This is a genomic window from Blastomonas sp. AAP53, from assembly GCF_000331245.1.
Lineage (GTDB): Bacteria > Pseudomonadota > Alphaproteobacteria > Sphingomonadales > Sphingomonadaceae > Blastomonas.
This window is the reverse complement of the sequence record NZ_ANFZ01000006.1, coordinates 476,047-490,638: the sequence shown is the minus strand read 5'-3', so window position 1 is coordinate 490,638 and position 14,592 is coordinate 476,047. Positions and strand designations below refer to the sequence as shown.

24 protein-coding genes are annotated in these 14,592 nt (G+C 61.1%); 1 reads left to right on the top strand and 23 read right to left on the bottom strand.

The window, feature by feature from the left end; genetic code table 11:
• Nucleotides 1-24 precede the first annotated feature (24 nt).
• Entirely contained in the window at nucleotides 25-540 is a 516-nt protein-coding gene (locus tag D618_RS0105370; RefSeq protein WP_017670470.1) for an NUDIX hydrolase, read from the top strand.
• Nucleotides 541-567: 27 nt separating this feature from the next.
• Here D618_RS0105370 and rimK read toward each other — a convergent pair whose 3' ends face one another.
• From rimK to rplB, 23 genes are all read right to left on the bottom strand, one after another.
• Nucleotides 568-1,473, bottom strand: a complete 906-nt coding sequence (rimK, locus tag D618_RS0105365) for a 30S ribosomal protein S6--L-glutamate ligase (RefSeq protein ID WP_017670469.1) — start codon at nucleotides 1,471-1,473, stop codon at nucleotides 568-570.
• Between the two features lie 10 nt (nucleotides 1,474-1,483).
• Nucleotides 1,484-1,954, bottom strand: coding sequence for a RimK/LysX family protein (locus D618_RS0105360; RefSeq protein WP_017670468.1), 471 nt, complete (start codon nucleotides 1,952-1,954; stop codon nucleotides 1,484-1,486).
• 84 nt (nucleotides 1,955-2,038) lie between these two features.
• Nucleotides 2,039-3,394 carry an NADP-specific glutamate dehydrogenase gene (gene gdhA, locus D618_RS0105355; protein ID WP_017670467.1) on the bottom strand — a complete coding sequence of 452 codons (1,356 nt, stop codon included), beginning with the start codon at nucleotides 3,392-3,394 and terminating at the stop codon, nucleotides 2,039-2,041.
• A gap of 245 nt (nucleotides 3,395-3,639) precedes the next feature.
• Nucleotides 3,640-4,479 (bottom strand): hypothetical protein, encoded by an 840-nt coding sequence (locus tag D618_RS17720; protein WP_017670466.1) that lies wholly within the window; start codon nucleotides 4,477-4,479, stop codon nucleotides 3,640-3,642.
• 125 nt (nucleotides 4,480-4,604) lie between these two features.
• Nucleotides 4,605-5,252: an adenylate kinase gene (locus tag D618_RS0105345; protein WP_017670465.1), complete on the bottom strand. Its 648-nt coding sequence runs from the start codon at nucleotides 5,250-5,252 to the stop codon at nucleotides 4,605-4,607.
• Between the two features lie 61 nt (nucleotides 5,253-5,313).
• Nucleotides 5,314-6,681 (bottom strand): preprotein translocase subunit SecY, encoded by a 1,368-nt coding sequence (secY, locus tag D618_RS0105340; protein ID WP_026091329.1) that lies wholly within the window; start codon nucleotides 6,679-6,681, stop codon nucleotides 5,314-5,316.
• Nucleotides 6,682-6,878: 197 nt separating this feature from the next.
• The gene (gene rplO / locus D618_RS0105335; RefSeq protein ID WP_017670463.1) at nucleotides 6,879-7,379 is read right to left on the bottom strand and encodes a 50S ribosomal protein L15; all 501 of its coding nucleotides are present in this window, start codon (nucleotides 7,377-7,379) and stop codon (nucleotides 6,879-6,881) included.
• Nucleotides 7,380-7,543: 164 nt separating this feature from the next.
• Nucleotides 7,544-7,720, bottom strand: a complete 177-nt coding sequence (rpmD, locus tag D618_RS0105330; RefSeq protein WP_017670462.1) for a 50S ribosomal protein L30 — start codon at nucleotides 7,718-7,720, stop codon at nucleotides 7,544-7,546.
• Between the two features lie 6 nt (nucleotides 7,721-7,726).
• A complete protein-coding gene (gene rpsE, locus D618_RS0105325; RefSeq protein ID WP_026091328.1) occupies nucleotides 7,727-8,452 on the bottom strand; it encodes a 30S ribosomal protein S5 in 726 nt (241 codons plus the stop codon).
• 2 nt (nucleotides 8,453-8,454) lie between these two features.
• Complete coding sequence (gene rplR, locus D618_RS0105320) at nucleotides 8,455-8,805, bottom strand: 50S ribosomal protein L18 (protein WP_017670460.1); 351 nt, start codon at nucleotides 8,803-8,805, stop codon at nucleotides 8,455-8,457.
• A gap of 3 nt (nucleotides 8,806-8,808) precedes the next feature.
• On the bottom strand, nucleotides 8,809-9,342 hold the full coding sequence (rplF, locus tag D618_RS0105315) for a 50S ribosomal protein L6 (protein ID WP_017670459.1): 534 nt from the start codon (nucleotides 9,340-9,342) through the stop codon (nucleotides 8,809-8,811).
• Nucleotide 9,343: 1 nt separating this feature from the next.
• On the bottom strand, nucleotides 9,344-9,739 hold the full coding sequence (gene rpsH, locus D618_RS0105310; protein ID WP_017670458.1) for a 30S ribosomal protein S8: 396 nt from the start codon (nucleotides 9,737-9,739) through the stop codon (nucleotides 9,344-9,346).
• A gap of 12 nt (nucleotides 9,740-9,751) precedes the next feature.
• Nucleotides 9,752-10,057, bottom strand: a complete 306-nt coding sequence (gene rpsN, locus D618_RS0105305; RefSeq protein WP_017670457.1) for a 30S ribosomal protein S14 — start codon at nucleotides 10,055-10,057, stop codon at nucleotides 9,752-9,754.
• A gap of 40 nt (nucleotides 10,058-10,097) precedes the next feature.
• Entirely contained in the window at nucleotides 10,098-10,679 is a 582-nt protein-coding gene (gene rplE / locus D618_RS0105300) for a 50S ribosomal protein L5 (protein WP_026091327.1), read from the bottom strand.
• Nucleotides 10,672-10,992 (bottom strand): 50S ribosomal protein L24, encoded by a 321-nt coding sequence (gene rplX, locus D618_RS0105295; RefSeq protein WP_017670455.1) that lies wholly within the window; start codon nucleotides 10,990-10,992, stop codon nucleotides 10,672-10,674. Before rplX ends, rplE begins: the two co-directional genes overlap by 8 nt.
• A gap of 2 nt (nucleotides 10,993-10,994) precedes the next feature.
• Nucleotides 10,995-11,363, bottom strand: a complete 369-nt coding sequence (rplN, locus tag D618_RS0105290; protein ID WP_017670454.1) for a 50S ribosomal protein L14 — start codon at nucleotides 11,361-11,363, stop codon at nucleotides 10,995-10,997.
• Nucleotides 11,364-11,420: 57 nt separating this feature from the next.
• A complete protein-coding gene (gene rpsQ, locus D618_RS0105285) occupies nucleotides 11,421-11,690 on the bottom strand; it encodes a 30S ribosomal protein S17 (RefSeq protein WP_017670453.1) in 270 nt (89 codons plus the stop codon).
• Between the two features lie 10 nt (nucleotides 11,691-11,700).
• On the bottom strand, nucleotides 11,701-11,910 hold the full coding sequence (gene rpmC, locus D618_RS0105280; RefSeq protein ID WP_017670452.1) for a 50S ribosomal protein L29: 210 nt from the start codon (nucleotides 11,908-11,910) through the stop codon (nucleotides 11,701-11,703).
• Nucleotides 11,910-12,344: a 50S ribosomal protein L16 gene (gene rplP, locus D618_RS0105275; RefSeq protein ID WP_017670451.1), complete on the bottom strand. Its 435-nt coding sequence runs from the start codon at nucleotides 12,342-12,344 to the stop codon at nucleotides 11,910-11,912. Before rplP ends, rpmC begins: the two co-directional genes overlap by 1 nt.
• A gap of 30 nt (nucleotides 12,345-12,374) precedes the next feature.
• Nucleotides 12,375-13,073: a 30S ribosomal protein S3 gene (gene rpsC, locus D618_RS0105270; protein ID WP_017670450.1), complete on the bottom strand. Its 699-nt coding sequence runs from the start codon at nucleotides 13,071-13,073 to the stop codon at nucleotides 12,375-12,377.
• 3 nt (nucleotides 13,074-13,076) lie between these two features.
• On the bottom strand, nucleotides 13,077-13,454 hold the full coding sequence (gene rplV / locus D618_RS0105265; protein ID WP_017670449.1) for a 50S ribosomal protein L22: 378 nt from the start codon (nucleotides 13,452-13,454) through the stop codon (nucleotides 13,077-13,079).
• On the bottom strand, nucleotides 13,454-13,729 hold the full coding sequence (gene rpsS / locus D618_RS0105260) for a 30S ribosomal protein S19 (protein WP_017670448.1): 276 nt from the start codon (nucleotides 13,727-13,729) through the stop codon (nucleotides 13,454-13,456). The genes rplV and rpsS overlap by 1 nt, the downstream gene beginning before the upstream one ends.
• A 3-nt stretch (nucleotides 13,730-13,732) precedes the next feature.
• Nucleotides 13,733-14,569, bottom strand: coding sequence for a 50S ribosomal protein L2 (rplB, locus tag D618_RS0105255; protein ID WP_017670447.1), 837 nt, complete (start codon nucleotides 14,567-14,569; stop codon nucleotides 13,733-13,735).
• Nucleotides 14,570-14,592: the final 23 nt, after the last annotated feature.

The following is a 14,592-nucleotide window of genomic DNA, read 5'->3' as shown; positions in this document are numbered from 1 at the left end:
CACGCCGGACGACAGGAAACTCCCATGACCGAACCCGAAGAAATCGTCTGGCAGGGACGGTTCATCACCGCCAAGACGCGCGGCAAGTGGGAATATGTCTCGCGCAGCCGGGGCATCAGCGCGGCGGTGATCCTGGCAGTGCACGAAGGCGCGGTGGTGCTGGTGGAACAGTATCGCGTTCCGCTGGGCCGAACCTGTATCGAACTGCCGGCAGGGCTGATCGGCGATGATAGCACCGACGAAGCCCCCGAACTGGCCGCCGTGCGCGAACTGGAAGAGGAAACCGGGTTTCGCGCCGGGCGGATGGAAAACCTCGGCCAGTTCTACTCATCGCCCGGCATGGTAAGCGAATCGTTCCACCTGATGCGCGCGCACGATCTAACGCGCGTGCATGCAGGCGGCGGGGTGGAGGATGAGAATATCACCGTCCACATCGTCCCCCTGGCTGATCTGGAGGCCTTCATCGCCGACAAGCGCGCGCAGGGCAGCGGCATCGACGTAAAGCTGTTGCTGCTGCTGGGAGCGCGCATGCTCGGCTGAGCGCCCCCTGACCCGGTTCGCTCCGGGTCAGCCCTTGCCCTTGGTCTTGGTCGCGCCGGCCTTGAAGTTGCCTTCGATGAAATCGATGATCATCCCGGCGATGTTCTTGCCGGTTGCGTTCTCGATGCCTTCCAGCCCCGGCGAGCTGTTCACTTCCATGATCACCGGGCCGTGATTGGAGCGCAGGATATCGACGCCCGCGACATTCAATCCCATCACCTTGGCGGCGCGGACGGCCGTCGAGCGCTCTTCCGGAGTGATCTTGATCGCCTTGGCGCTACCGCCGCGGTGCAGGTTTGAGCGGAAGTCGCCCTTGGCCCCGGTGCGCATCATCGAGGCGACGACCTTGCCGCCAATCACGAAAATGCGGATATCGCTGCCGTCAGCCTCCTTGATGAACTCCTGCACCAAGATGTTCACGTTCGCGCCGCGAAACGCCTCGATCACCGACTTGGCCGACTTTTCGGTCTCGCCCAGCACGACACCGATGCCCTGCGTGCCCTCGAGCAGCTTGATGACAACGGGTGCGCCGCCGACGATCTTCAACACCTCGTCGGTCTGGCGAGGATCGTGCGCAAAGGCGGTGACCGGCAGGCCCAGGCCATGCTTGGCGAATATCTGCATCGAACGCAGCTTGTCGCGGGAACGGCCGATGGCAACGCTCTCGTTCAGCGACCACACGCCCATCATCTCGAACTGGCGCACCACGGCAAGGCCATATTGCGTGATCGATGCACCGATGCGCGGAATGACTGCATCATAGCCGCCGATCGGCTCGCCATGATATTGCGCGCCGGGGCGGTGCGAGGTGATGTTCATCGTCACCCGCAGCGTGTTGAGAATGTCAATCTCATGCCCGCGCTCACGGGCGGCCTCGCACAGCCGCTGGTGCGAGTAGAGATTGGGGTTGCGCGCCAGCATCGCGATTTTCATGGGATGGTCTTCATCGGTCGGTTTCCTCGGGCAGGCCCAGCACCCATTTGCGCGTGCAATCGACACGGAAACCGCGTCTCAAGGCCCGGCGGCCGATCAATAGGGGGAAATTCATGGTGTTGCGGTTGGCCAAGGTCATGTGCCCCTTCCAGCGCATGGTACCAAGCATCATCGTCGTTTCTATGACATAGCGTAGTTCGATCGCACCGTTGGAGCTTTTGACCCGGCGCTGTTCCACGCCAGGCGCACGGTACTTACGCGCCGCCTCCCCGCGATGTGCGCGGAACCAGAATTCGACGACGAGCTTGCCGTCGATCATCAGCGGGTTGACCCGCGTTGCATGGATGGATGAGGTGGCAGCACCAGTGTCAATCTTGGCCTTGATGTTCGCAAGGCCCAGATCGGGCAGATCGACGCACTCAACCCAGCCGATATCAATCGGTTCCCGGTCTGCTCTTGGTGTGCGTGAAGACCGGGACATCGCCGCGCCCGTTAGCAGGCCGCGCGGACAATGCAACAGGGTTGCGGCGAGCAGTTCGTCCTGCTCGCCGGCCCCGTCATTTCGTCAGACTACACCAAAGGCGAGCATGGCATCAGCGACCTTCTTGAAGCCCGCGATGTTGGCGCCCTTCACATAATCGACATAGCCGCCGCCCTGGTCACCATAGGTCAGGCAGCTGCTGTGGATGCCCTGCATGATGTCCTTGAGCATCTGTTGCAGCTCGTCTTCCTTCCAGGCGCGCCGTTCCGAATTCTGGCTCATCTCGAGCCCGGAGACGGCCACTCCGCCAGCGTTCGAGGCCTTGCCGGGGGCGTAGAGGATCTTGGCGTTCTTGAAGATGTGAACGCCGTCCAGGTCGGTTGGCATGTTCGCGCCTTCGGACACCGCGATGCAGCCATTGGCCACCAGCGCCTTGGCATCCTCGCCCAGCAGTTCGTTCTGCGTCGCGCAGGGCAATGCGACATCGCACGGCACGCCCCAGGGGGTCTTGCCCGCGTGGAACGTCGCGTTCTTGAACTCCTCGACATATTCCTCGATGCGACCGCGACGGTGGGTCTTGTGTTCCTTCACCCAGTTGATCTTGTCCTGGGTGATGCCGTCAGGATCATGAATGAAGCCACCCGAATCGGACAGGGTGAGCACCTTGCCGCCCATCTGGACGATCTTTTCCGCCGCGTGCGTGGCGACATTGCCCGACCCGGAGATGACAGCGGTCTTGCCGACTAGGTCCTGGCCCTTGTGCGCCAGCATGTTGGCGAGGAAGTAGACGGCACCATAGCCGGTGGCTTCGGTGCGGATCAGCGACCCGCCCCATTCCAGCCCCTTGCCGGTGAGCACCCCGGTGAACTGGTTGGTGATGCGCTTGTACTGGCCGAACATGTATCCGATCTCGCGGCCGCCCACACCGATATCGCCCGCAGGCACATCGACATCCGCTCCGATATGGCGGTACAATTCGGTCATGAAGCTCTGGCAGAAGCGCATGATCTCGCGCACGCTCTTGCCCTTGGGGTTGAAATTCGATCCGCCCTTGCCGCCGCCCATCGGCAGGCCGGTCAATGCGTTCTTGAAGGTCTGTTCGAACGCCAGGAACTTCAGCACCGATTCCGTCACCGAGGGGTGAAAACGGATGCCGCCCTTGTAGGGGCCGATGGCGTTGTTGTTCTGCACGCGCCAGCCGCGCTGCACGCGAATGTTGCCGTTGTCATCCTCCCAGCAGACGCGGAACGACACGACCCGATCAGGCTCGGCAATCCGCCGCAGGATCTGCTGCGAGTGATACTGCTCCTTGTCGGCCATGAAGTCGAATATGTCTTCGGCAACCTCCTGCACGGCCTGGACAAATTCCGGCTGGTGCGGGTTGCGTTTTTTCACGCCTTCCATGAAGGTCGGCAGGTCTACGTGATCGGATACGGCCATGGGTGCCCCCTTTGAGGTGATGCTGCAAACTGCGCGACCCGGGCCGAACACAGCGAATTCTCCTGATTCGCCTGCATTCTGGGCGAACTCTACCGCATATTGAGCATGGCGATAGTGCTAATCAGCACTCGAGGATGGGCAGCACAAACGCCCGGAACGACACCAGGCAAGGCTGACAGAACACTGCTGGCCGCAGCGTCGGAAGATCACAGGTGCTGCGCCCCTGCCTCGCCCAGGTCTGGCGATCAGCGACCGTTGTCGGTGCTTTCCTTCTCGGGCGCAGGGCGCGTCGCGGGCCGCGCTGCCGGCTTGGCAGGTTTGGGCTTTGCAGCCGCCGGCTCTGCAACGTCCGGATCATCTGCGTCGCTCGCAGCACCAACCGATACTGCTTCATCAGGGGCAAGATCGGTCACCAGATCGGCAACACTGGTGCTGTCTGCCGGTGCTGCCGCTGCTGCATCCAGCCCCTCGTTCGATGCTGTATCAGGCGTGTCAGCGGGCTCTGCCGGTGCATCGCCAGCGCCCACCAAGGGACCGAGCGCCATCGCAAGGCGCGAGGCCTGCGCGCCGATCACCGCATCCACATTGGGGGCAGCCTCGCTCATCGGAATCCGCATATATCCGCCAACCACATATTCGAAGGTCAGACGGGTGCCGCCCTTGATCGGCTTGAGGCTGATCGTCATCGTGCCGGTCACGGCTTCGGCCTGCAACGGCCCCAGCGCGCCCGACAGACGCAGCCTGTTGCCCGGATCGACATACACGATCTGCATGTGCTGCACGCTGCCGCGCAAGGTCCGCTGCGGTGCACCGCTTTCAGTGGTCGCCTCGTTCGGGATCAGCTCGCAAAAACAGCCGCCCGCCTGCGCATCCATATACAGGTTCTCGGCACTGCCGGTCCAGGTGTGGTCCTTGTCCCACCATTTGGCAGGCGTCCGCAACATGGCGAAGGTCGCCTCGGGATCGGTCGACACCGTTACGCTGTGCTGCACGGCAAAACCGGTGTCAGACTGGGCCGTGACTTCGGCATGCGCGGGTACATTGATGAAAGTAGCGAGAGCCAGAACGGCAAGAGCAGTGCGCATGGTGAATGGTCCCCGGTGGTGTTGCCGGTTCATGCCCGCGATCGGGTGGTCCCGCAAGTCTGTCGGGACAAGCAGCAGCGACCGAGCCTCACCCCTCCCGCATGCAGGAAGGGAAAGGTGCTCTGTCAGGCGTCGAGGACGCCGGTGATTGCAGTCGCGACCGCATCCATGCTGGCCATGCCATCGACGCGCGATACGATGTTGCGTGCTTCGTAGATCGGCAGGATCGGGGCGGTCTTGGCGCGATACTCGGCCATGCGCGTGCGCACGGTTTCCTCGTTATCGTCGGGCCGACGCTTGAACTCGGTCGATCCGCACTTGTTGCACACGCCTTCCTTGGCGGGCAGCTTGTAGCGGTCGTGATAGCCTTCACCACAATTGGCGCAGGTGAAACGCCCGGTGATACGATCGACCAGAGCGTCCTCGTTCACTTCGAGCTCGATCACGTGATGCAGACTGCGACCGCGCGCTTCGAGAATTTCATCGAGCGATTCTGCCTGGGCGGCCGTCCGGGGATAGCCATCGAAAATGATGCCCGTGTCGCTCGGCAGCTCATCCAGCGCATCGCCGATGATACCCGAAACGATCTCGTCCGATACCAGCTCACCTGCTTCCATCACGGCCTTGGCCTTCAGGCCAATGGGCGTACCAGCCTTGACCGCCGCCCGCAGCATGTCGCCGGTCGACAGCTGCTTCATGCCGCGTTCGTCGACCAGACGTTGTGCCTGGGTGCCTTTGCCGGCACCCGGAGGGCCTAAAAGAATGATATTCATGGGTAATCCATCCCCCATTGGGCCGGTTGATCCCGGCCCTTCCTATTCCTGAACGCTGCGATTACCGCAAGCGCCCCTTCAACTTCGCCTTCTTGATCAGATCGGCATATTGATGCGCCAGAAGGTGGCTCTGAATCTGGGTGATCGTGTCCACGGTCACGTTCACGACGATCAGCAGGCTGGTCCCGCCCAGGAAGAACAGCGGAATACCCGTCTGGGCAATCACATATTCGGGCAACACGCAGACGAAGGTCAGGTATGCCGCGCCAACCACCGTGATGCGCGTCAGCACATAGTCGAGATAGGTCGCCGTGTTCTTGCCGGGGCGAATGCCGGGAATGAAGCCGCCATTCTTCTTGAGGTTCTCTGCGGTCTCTTCCGGGTTGAAGACCACCGCGGTGTAGAAGAAGCAGAAGAAGATGATGCCCGCGGCATAAAGCGCCATGTACAGCGGCTGGCCGTGCGCCAGATACTGGTTCAGCGTCACCAGCAGGCTGCCCGTCGTCGAGTTCGGATCAGCCGAGCTGCCGGCGAACTGCGAAATCGTCAGCGGCATCAGCAGCAGCGACGAGGCAAAGATCGGCGGGATGACGCCTGCGGTGTTGATCTTGAGCGGCAGATGGCTGCGATCGGCCTGCATCACGCCACGCTGGGTTGCGCGCTTGGGATACTGGATGAGAACCCGGCGCTGCGCACGCTCCATGAAGCTGATGAGCAGCACCAGCAGCACGATCATGGCGATCAGTCCGACGATCAGGAACGGCGAGATCGAACCGGTGCGACCACCTTCGAACATCTGTGCCACGAAAACGGGCATCTGCGCGACAATACCGGCCATGATGATGAGCGAGATACCGTTGCCGATGCCGCGCGCGGTGATCTGTTCACCCAGCCACATCAGGAACATCGTACCGCCGACAAGGCTGATGACAGCGCCAACGCGGAACATGATACCGGGATTGATCACGGCCTGGATGCCGCTGGCGCCTGCATAGGATTCAAGACCGACCGCGATGAAATAGCCCTGCATGGCGGTCAGGAACACCGTGCCGTAGCGCGTGTACTGGTTGAGCTTCTTGCGGCCCGACTCGCCTTCCTTCTTGATCGCGGCGAGCTGCGGCGACAGCGACGCTGCCAGCTGCACGACGATCGAGGCGGTGATGTACGGCATCACGCCAAGCGCGATCAGGCTCATGCGCTCGAGCGAACCACCAGAGAAGGTGTTGAAGATATCGAGAACACCGCCCTTGGTCTGCTCGTACAGCGCCGCAAGCGCCGTGGGATCAACGCCGGGCAGCGGCACATAGCTGAGCATGCGGAAGATGATGAGCGCACCGATCGTGAACCAGATGCGGTTCTTCAGTTCGGTCGCCTGGCTGAACTTCGCCAAGCTAAAATTGCTAGCCAGATTGTCGGCCCGTGATGCCATGAACCCTGTATCCCAAAAAGCGGCCAGACTTGCGCTCCAAGGGCGCGTGGCCGAAAAATTCGTCAATGCGCCTCGGTATCTGCGCTCTCAGCCATAACGGCGATGCACAGCGATACCGGCTTGGGGCGCTTCAAGCAAGACGCCCCGCGCTCACCATATCGGGAGGCGGGGCGCGCTTGACAAGCCGGTTGATCCGGTCAGGCTTTCTTTTCGTACGGCGGCTTCACGTACTTGGGGCGCGGCAGAATGATGTCCACCTTGCCGCCTGCCTTTTCGATCGCTTCGACAGCGGACTTCGATGCACCGGCAACAGCAAAGCTGACCTTCGCGGTCAGTTCGCCCTTGGCGAGCAGACGAACGCCGTCCTTGCCGCCACGCGATAGACCGGCAGCGCGCAGAGCGGCCTGATCGACAGTGCCATCGGTGGGCAGCTTGCCCGCATCGATGAACTTCTGGATCATGCCCAGGTTGACGATGTCATAATCCTTGCCGAACGGATTGTTGAAGCCGCGCTTCGGGATGCGCATGTGGAGCGGCATCTGGCCGCCTTCAAATCCGGCGATCGAGACGCCCGAGCGGCTGGTCTGGCCCTTCTGGCCGCGACCGGCGGTCTTGCCCTTGCCCGAACCGATGCCGCGTCCAACGCGCATACGGCCTTTGCGGGCGCCTTCATTGTCCTTGATTTCATTGAGCTTCATGAGTTGCACTCGCTTTCGCTTTGTTCGCGCCAAATAAAACCGCCCCGGATGAAGGAGCGGTGCACCGTCCTGCCAGGTCAGTGGCTGGACGCAGTAGAGAGGGGCGCGCGATAACGCAAGCCCCTCCCCTAACCCTCACCCCCAACGGGGAGAGAATATTTCTGTCAGTCGATCACCGTCACCATGTGGCGGACCTTCTGGAGCATGCCACGAATTTCGGGCGTGTCCGTGTGTTCCACAACGCGGTTCATCTTGTTCAGTCCAAGGCCGATCAGGACCTTGCGCTGGGATTCAGGACGACGGATCGGCGATCCGGTCTGCTTCAGCTTGATGGTTGCCATGTCGCTTTACTCCGTAATCGCAGCGGCTTCAGCCTCGGCGACAACAGCACTGGCACCACCACGGCCCAGCAGGTCTGCAATCTTCTTGCCACGACGTGCTGCCACCGACTTGGGGCTGGTCTGTTCGCCGAGCGCCTCGAAGGTCGCGCGGATCATGTTATAGGGGTTCGACGTGCCGTTGGACTTGGTCACAACGTCCGCCACGCCCAGGCTTTCGAACACAGCGCGCATCGGACCACCGGCGATGATGCCGGTACCCTGCGGTGCGCTGCGCAGCGTAACCTTGCCCGCACCGAAATGGCCGGTGCCGTCATGGTGAAGCGTGCGGCCTTCCTTGAGCGGAACGCGGATCATCTTCTTCTTGGCAGCAGCGGTTGCCTTGCTGATCGCCTCAGGCACTTCGCGTGCCTTGCCATGGCCGAAACCGGCGCGACCCTGGCCATCACCAACCACGACCAGTGCAGCAAAACCGAAACGCTTACCGCCCTTGACGGTCTTCGACACACGGTTGATGTGCACCAGCTTCTCGATCAGCTCTTCGCCCTGATCTTCGTCGCGCTTGTTACGGTCATCACGACGGCCACGGCCACCGCGATCATTGCCGCCACGTTCGTTGCCGCCACGGCCACGACCACGACCACCACGGCCCTGACGTTCCTGCTGGGCAGGCTGAGCTCCCTGTTCGGGGCTCTGGTTGTCGGCAGCTTCCGAGCTTGTCACTTCATCGGCCATCATTAAAACTCCAGTCCGCCTTCGCGTGCGGCATCAGCCAGGGCCTTGACCCGGCCATGAAAAATGAAACCGCCACGGTCGAACACAACGGTGGTCACACCCGCCTGCTTGCCAGCCTCGGCGATCTGCTTGCCAACGGCGATGGCGTCGGCAACGGTAGCACCTGATGCCTTGCTGCCCTTGACCAGGGTCGAAGCCGAAGCCAGCGTCTTGCCGGCTGCGTCGTCGATGATCTGTGCATAGATGTGCTTGCCGGTGCGGTGCACCGAAAGACGGGGACGTCCGCCTGCACGGGCCCGCAGCGAGCTGCGGACGCGCTGACGGCGACGATCGAATAAAGAGAGCTTCGCCATGGCTTACTTCTTCTTCCCTTCCTTGCGGAAGATAAACTCGCCCGCATATTTGATACCCTTGCCCTTGTAGGGCTCCGGCTTGCGCCAGCGACGAATTTCAGCGGCAACTTGACCAACCTTCTGGCGGTCGCTGCCCGAAATGTGGATCGTCGTCTGATCCGGGGTCTTGATGTCGATGCCGTCCGGAATGGCGAAATCGACGTCATGGCTGTAGCCGAGCTGCAGCTTGAGGTTGCTGCCCTGCACGTTGGCACGATAGCCGACGCCGGTAATGTTCAGCGTCTTGGTGAAACCTTCGGTCACACCAACAACCAGGTTCTGGACCAGCGTACGCTGCATGCCCCAGAAAGCGCGGGCACGGCGGGTGCCGTTGGCCGGCTTTACCGAAACCTGATCATCACCCAGTTCATAGGTGATGTCGGGCACGGTCTGCATGGTCAGTTCGCCCTTGGGGCCCTTCATGGTGAGAACACCATTGGCCATCGACGCGGTGACGCCTGCGGGAATTGCCACAGGCTTTTTACCAATGCGGCTCATATCAGAATACCTCCGCCAGCACCTCGCCGCCAACATTCTGTTCGCGCGCTTCAGCGTCGGACAGAACACCGCGGGGGGTGGATACGATGGTGATGCCAAGGCCGTTGCGCACAATCGGAAGTTCCTTCGAACCCGAATAGACGCGGCGGCCAGGCTTGGACACGCGAGCAACATGCTTGATCGCAGGCTGGCCCTCGAAATACTTGAGCTCGATGCGCAGGCCCTTGTGACGGCCCAGCAGCTCTTCGGTATATCCGCGGATATAGCCTTCACGCTGCAGAACGTCGAGCACGCGAGCGCGCAGGTTCGATGCCGGCGACATCACGCTGTCCTTCTTGGCCTGCTGGCCATTACGGATGCGGGTGAGCATATCGCCCAGAGGATCGGTCATTGCCATATCTTCAAATCCTTACCAGCTGGACTTCGTAACGCCGGGGATCAGGCCCTTGTTGGCCAGATCACGCAGCTCGATACGGCAGAGCCCGAACTTGCGGTAATAAGCACGGGGACGACCAGTGGTGTTGCACCGGTTGCGCACGCGCGTGGGGTTTGCGTTGCGGGGCAGCTCGGCCATCTTGAGCCGGGCGATCAGACGCTCGGTTTCGTCAAGATTGGTATCTTCTGCCTTCGCACGGAGCCGCGCATAACGGCCAGCATACTGCTTGACCATCTTCTTGCGACGTTCGTTCTTGTTGATGGAACTCAGTTTCGCCATGACTTAAGTTCTCGCCTTTCTATTGCGAGACGGAGGGCTTTTAAGCCGCCGCCTGTTCCTGGGTTTCCTCGATCGGGAACGGGAAGCCGAAGAGGCGCAGCAGTTCGCGCGCTTCATCGTCCGTCTTGGCCGTCGTGGTCACAATGATGTCCATTCCGCGAACAGCGTCGATCTGGTCGTAGCTGATTTCGGGGAAAATGATCTGCTCTTTCAGGCCCATGGCATAGTTGCCGCGTCCGTCAAAGCTCTTCGGGTTCAGGCCACGGAAATCGCGAATGCGCGGCATCGCGATCGTCACCAGACGATCGAGAAATTCGAACATACGCTCCTTGCGCAGCGTCACCTTGCAGCCGATCGGCATGCCTTCGCGCAGCTTGAACTGTGCGATGGACTTGCGTGCCTTGGTGATCACGGGCTTCTGGCCAGCGATCAGTTCCATTTCGGCAGCGGCAGTGGTCACCTTCTTCTTGTCCTGGCTGCCTTCGCCGACACCCATGTTGATGGTGATCTTCTCGAGCTTCGGGATCTGCATAGGGTTCGTGTAACCGAACTTTTCCTGCATCGCCTTCACCACGACGTCGTCATAACGCTGACGCATGCGGGGCACGTACTTATCAGCCATCGATTTTCTCCCCGGACTTTACAGCCACGCGGACCTTCTTGCCGTCGACCGTTTCAAAGCGGACGCGCGTAGGTGCGCCGGTCTTCGGGTCGGCAACAGCGACCTTCGAAATGTGCAGCGGAGCTTCAACGCGGTCGAGACCGCCCTGAGGATTCGCCTGCGTCGGCTTGCGATGACGGGTCATCACGTTCAGGCCAGAAACCAGGACCTTGTCGTCCTTCGGCATCACCTTGGCGACGGTACCGGTGCGGCCCTTGTCCTTGCCGGACAGGACAACAACGTTGTCACCCTTTTTGATCTTTGCAGCAGCCATGGTTACAGCACCTCCGGAGCCAGCGAGATGATCTTCATGTGCTTGCGCGCACGAAGTTCACGAACCACCGGGCCAAAGATACGCGTGCCGATGGGCTCGTCGTTCTTGTTGACCAGGACGGCAGCATTGCTGTCGAAGCGGATCACGGTGCCGTCGGAGCGACGGACGTCCTTGGCGGTACGCACGATGACGGCGCGGTGAACGTCGCCCTTCTTCACGCGGCCGCGAGGGGCAGCTTCCTTGACGGAGACGACGATGATGTCGCCCACGCCGGCGAAGCGACGCTTCGATCCGCCGAGAACCTTGATGCACTGGACGCGCTTGGCGCCACTGTTGTCTGCAACATCAAGATTGGATTGCATCTGGATCATGGATCCGTTTCCTTCTTGTCTGGCTTGCCGGAACCAGTCCGGCAGTTCCTGATTGAATTACGCTTCGGTCGAAGCCTCAGGCGCCTTGTGGGTGTTCACCCGATCCAGCACCTTCCAGGTCTTCAGCTTCGAAATCGGCGCCGTCTCTTCGATGCGGACGGTTTCGCCTTCCTTGAAGCTGTTGGTCTCGTCGTGCGCGTGATACTTCTTCGAACGACGGATGATCTTCCCGTACAACGGGTGCTTCACCTTGCGCTCGACATTCACGACAACGGTCTTGTCGCCCTTGTCGGAGACCACCGTTCCGGTCAGAACTCGTTTCGGCATATCGGCCTCCTTACTTGGCAGCGGCGGCGCTTGCGCGCTCGCTCTGCAACGTCTTGATGCGGGCAATGTTGCGACGCACTTCGCGGACACGCGCGGGGCGCTCCAGCTGGTTGGTCGCAGCCTGGAAGCGCAGGTTGAACGCTTCCTTCTTCAGCGCGCCGAGTTCGCTCGAAAGCTGGTCGTCGGTCTTGGTGCGCAGGTCTTCAACAATCTTGGTCATCACTCACCTCCCAGGTGCGACGTATCGCCGAGGCGGGCCACAACCTTGGTCTTGATCGGCAGCTTCATGGCTGCGCGCTCGAATGCCACTGCGGCAATCGGGCCGGGAACGCCATCCAGTTCGAACAGGATGCGGCCTGGCTTGACGCGAGCGGCCCAGTATTCCACCGAACCCTTGCCCTTGCCCTGACGAACTTCGGCAGGCTTCTTGGTCACGGGCACGTCGGGGAACACGCGGATCCACAAACGTCCCTGACGCTTGATGTGACGCGTGATGGCACGACGGGCAGCTTCGATCTGACGCGCGGTGATCCGCTCGGGCTCCATGGCCTTCAGGCCATAAGATCCGAAATTCAGCGTGGTTCCGCCCGGCGCATTCCCGCTGATACGGCCCTTGAAAGCCTTGCGGAACTTCATTTTCTTCGGTTGCAGCATGATGCTCTACCTTGTCTGTCTGTTCTGGGCTCAGCGGGCCGGACGGACGCCGGAAGTCTGCGCTTCCATCATCAGCCGGTCCTGCGCCATCGGATCGTGACCAAGGATTTCGCCCTTGAAGATCCAGCACTTGATGCCGATGATGCCGTACGCGGTCAGCGCTTCGGCATCGGCATAGTCGACATTGGCGCGCAGAGTGTGCAGCGGCACGCGGCCTTCACGGTACCATTCGGTACGCGCGATTTCTGCACCACCCAGACGACCGCCGCAGGTGATCTTGATGCCTTCGGCACCCAGACGCAGCGCGGACTGCACGGCGCGCTTCATCGCACGACGGAAAGCCACGCGGCGGATCAGCTGATCGGCAATGCCCTGCGCAACGAGCTTGGCATCGATTTCCGGCTTGCGGATTTCAACGATGTTCAGCTTCACTTCGCCGCCGTCGATCATCGATTCCAGCTTCTTGCGAAGCTTCTCGATGTCCGCACCCTTCTTACCGATGATCACGCCAGGACGTGCAGCATAGATGGAGACGCGGCACAGACGTGCGGGACGCTCGATGACCACCTTGGAGATCGCTGCCTGGGGCATCGTCTTCATGATGAACTTGCGCAGCTCGATGTCTTCCTTGAGCATCTTTGCATAGTCGCGCCCTTCGGCGTACCAGCGGCTGTCCCAAGTGCGGTTGATCTGCAGGCGCAGGCCGATCGGATTGCTCTTCTGACCCATGACTTACGCTTCCTCTTGTTCGCGCACAACGATGCGCAAGCGGCTGAACGGCTTCAGGATGCGGCTGGAACGGCCACGAGCGCGCGTCATGAAACGCTTCATCGTGATCGCCTTGCCAACACTCGCTTCAGCCACGACCAGCGCGTCTACATCGAGATTGTGGTTGTTTTCGGCATTCGCAATCGCAGATGCCAGAACCTTGCGCGCATCAACAGCCATGCCCTTCTTGGAGAAGGCCAGGATGTTCATGGCTTCTTCAGCCTTCTTGCCACGGATCAGGGCAGCAACCAGACCCAGCTTCTGCGCAGAACCACGGATGGTCGTGCCGACAGCCAGAGCCTCATTGTCACCAACGCGACGCGGAGATTTTGCCTTGCCCATTAGCGCTTGCCCTTCTTGTCAGCAGCGTGGCCAGGGAAGGTGCGGGTCGGAGCGAATTCGCCCAGCTTGTGACCCACCATGTCTTCGTTGACCGAAACCGGGATGAACTTGTGACCGTTGTAGACGTTGAACGTCAGGCCGACGAACTGCGGCAGGATCGTCGAACGACGCGACCACGTCTTGATCGGAGCACGGCCGCCAGCGTCCTGCGCCGTTTCTGCCTTCTTCAGCAGATACAGGTCGAAGAACGGCCCCTTTTTGATTGAGCGAGCCATGACTTACCTCTTCTTCTTCGCGTGACGTGACCGGATGATCATCTTGTCAGTCGACTTGTTCTTGCGGGTGCGCATGCCCTTGGTCGGCTTGCCCCACGGCGTAACCGGATGACGGCCACCAGAGGTGCGGCCTTCACCACCACCATGCGGGTGATCGACCGGGTTCTTGGCGACACCGCGCGTCAGCGGACGACGGCCCATCCAGCGCTTGCGACCAGCCTTGGCGAAGTTCTGGTTGCTGTTGTCGGGGTTCGACACTGCGCCCACCGTGCCCATGCAGGCGCCGGGGATGTAACGCTGTTCGCCCGAGTTCAGACGGACCATCACCATGCCGCGGTCACGACCGACGACCTGCGCGTAGGTGCCAGCCGAACGTGCGATCTGACCGCCCTTGCCCGGCTTCATCTCCACGTTGTGGATGATGGTGCCGACCGGCATCTGTGCCAGCTTCATGGCGTTGCCCGGCTTCACGTCGGTCTTCTCGCTGGCGATCACCTGATCGCCGACAGCAAGACGCTGCGGGGCCAGGATGTACGCGACTTCGCCGTCTTCGTACTTGATCAGCGCGATGAAGGCGGTGCGGTTGGGATCGTATTCGATCCGCTCCACGGTGCCAGCAACGTCCATCTTGCGACGCTTGAAGTCGACGATGCGATAACGCTGCTTGTGACCACCGGCGATGCCGCGCGAGGTCACGTGACCCTTGTTGTTGCGGCCACCGGTCTTGCGCTTGCCTTCGGTCAGCGCCTTGACGGGGCCGCCCTTGTACAGGTCGCTGCGATCGACAAGAATCAGACCACGACGGCCCGGGCTTGTCGGATTATATGATTTGAGTGCCATATCTCTATCCTGTCAGCTACGAA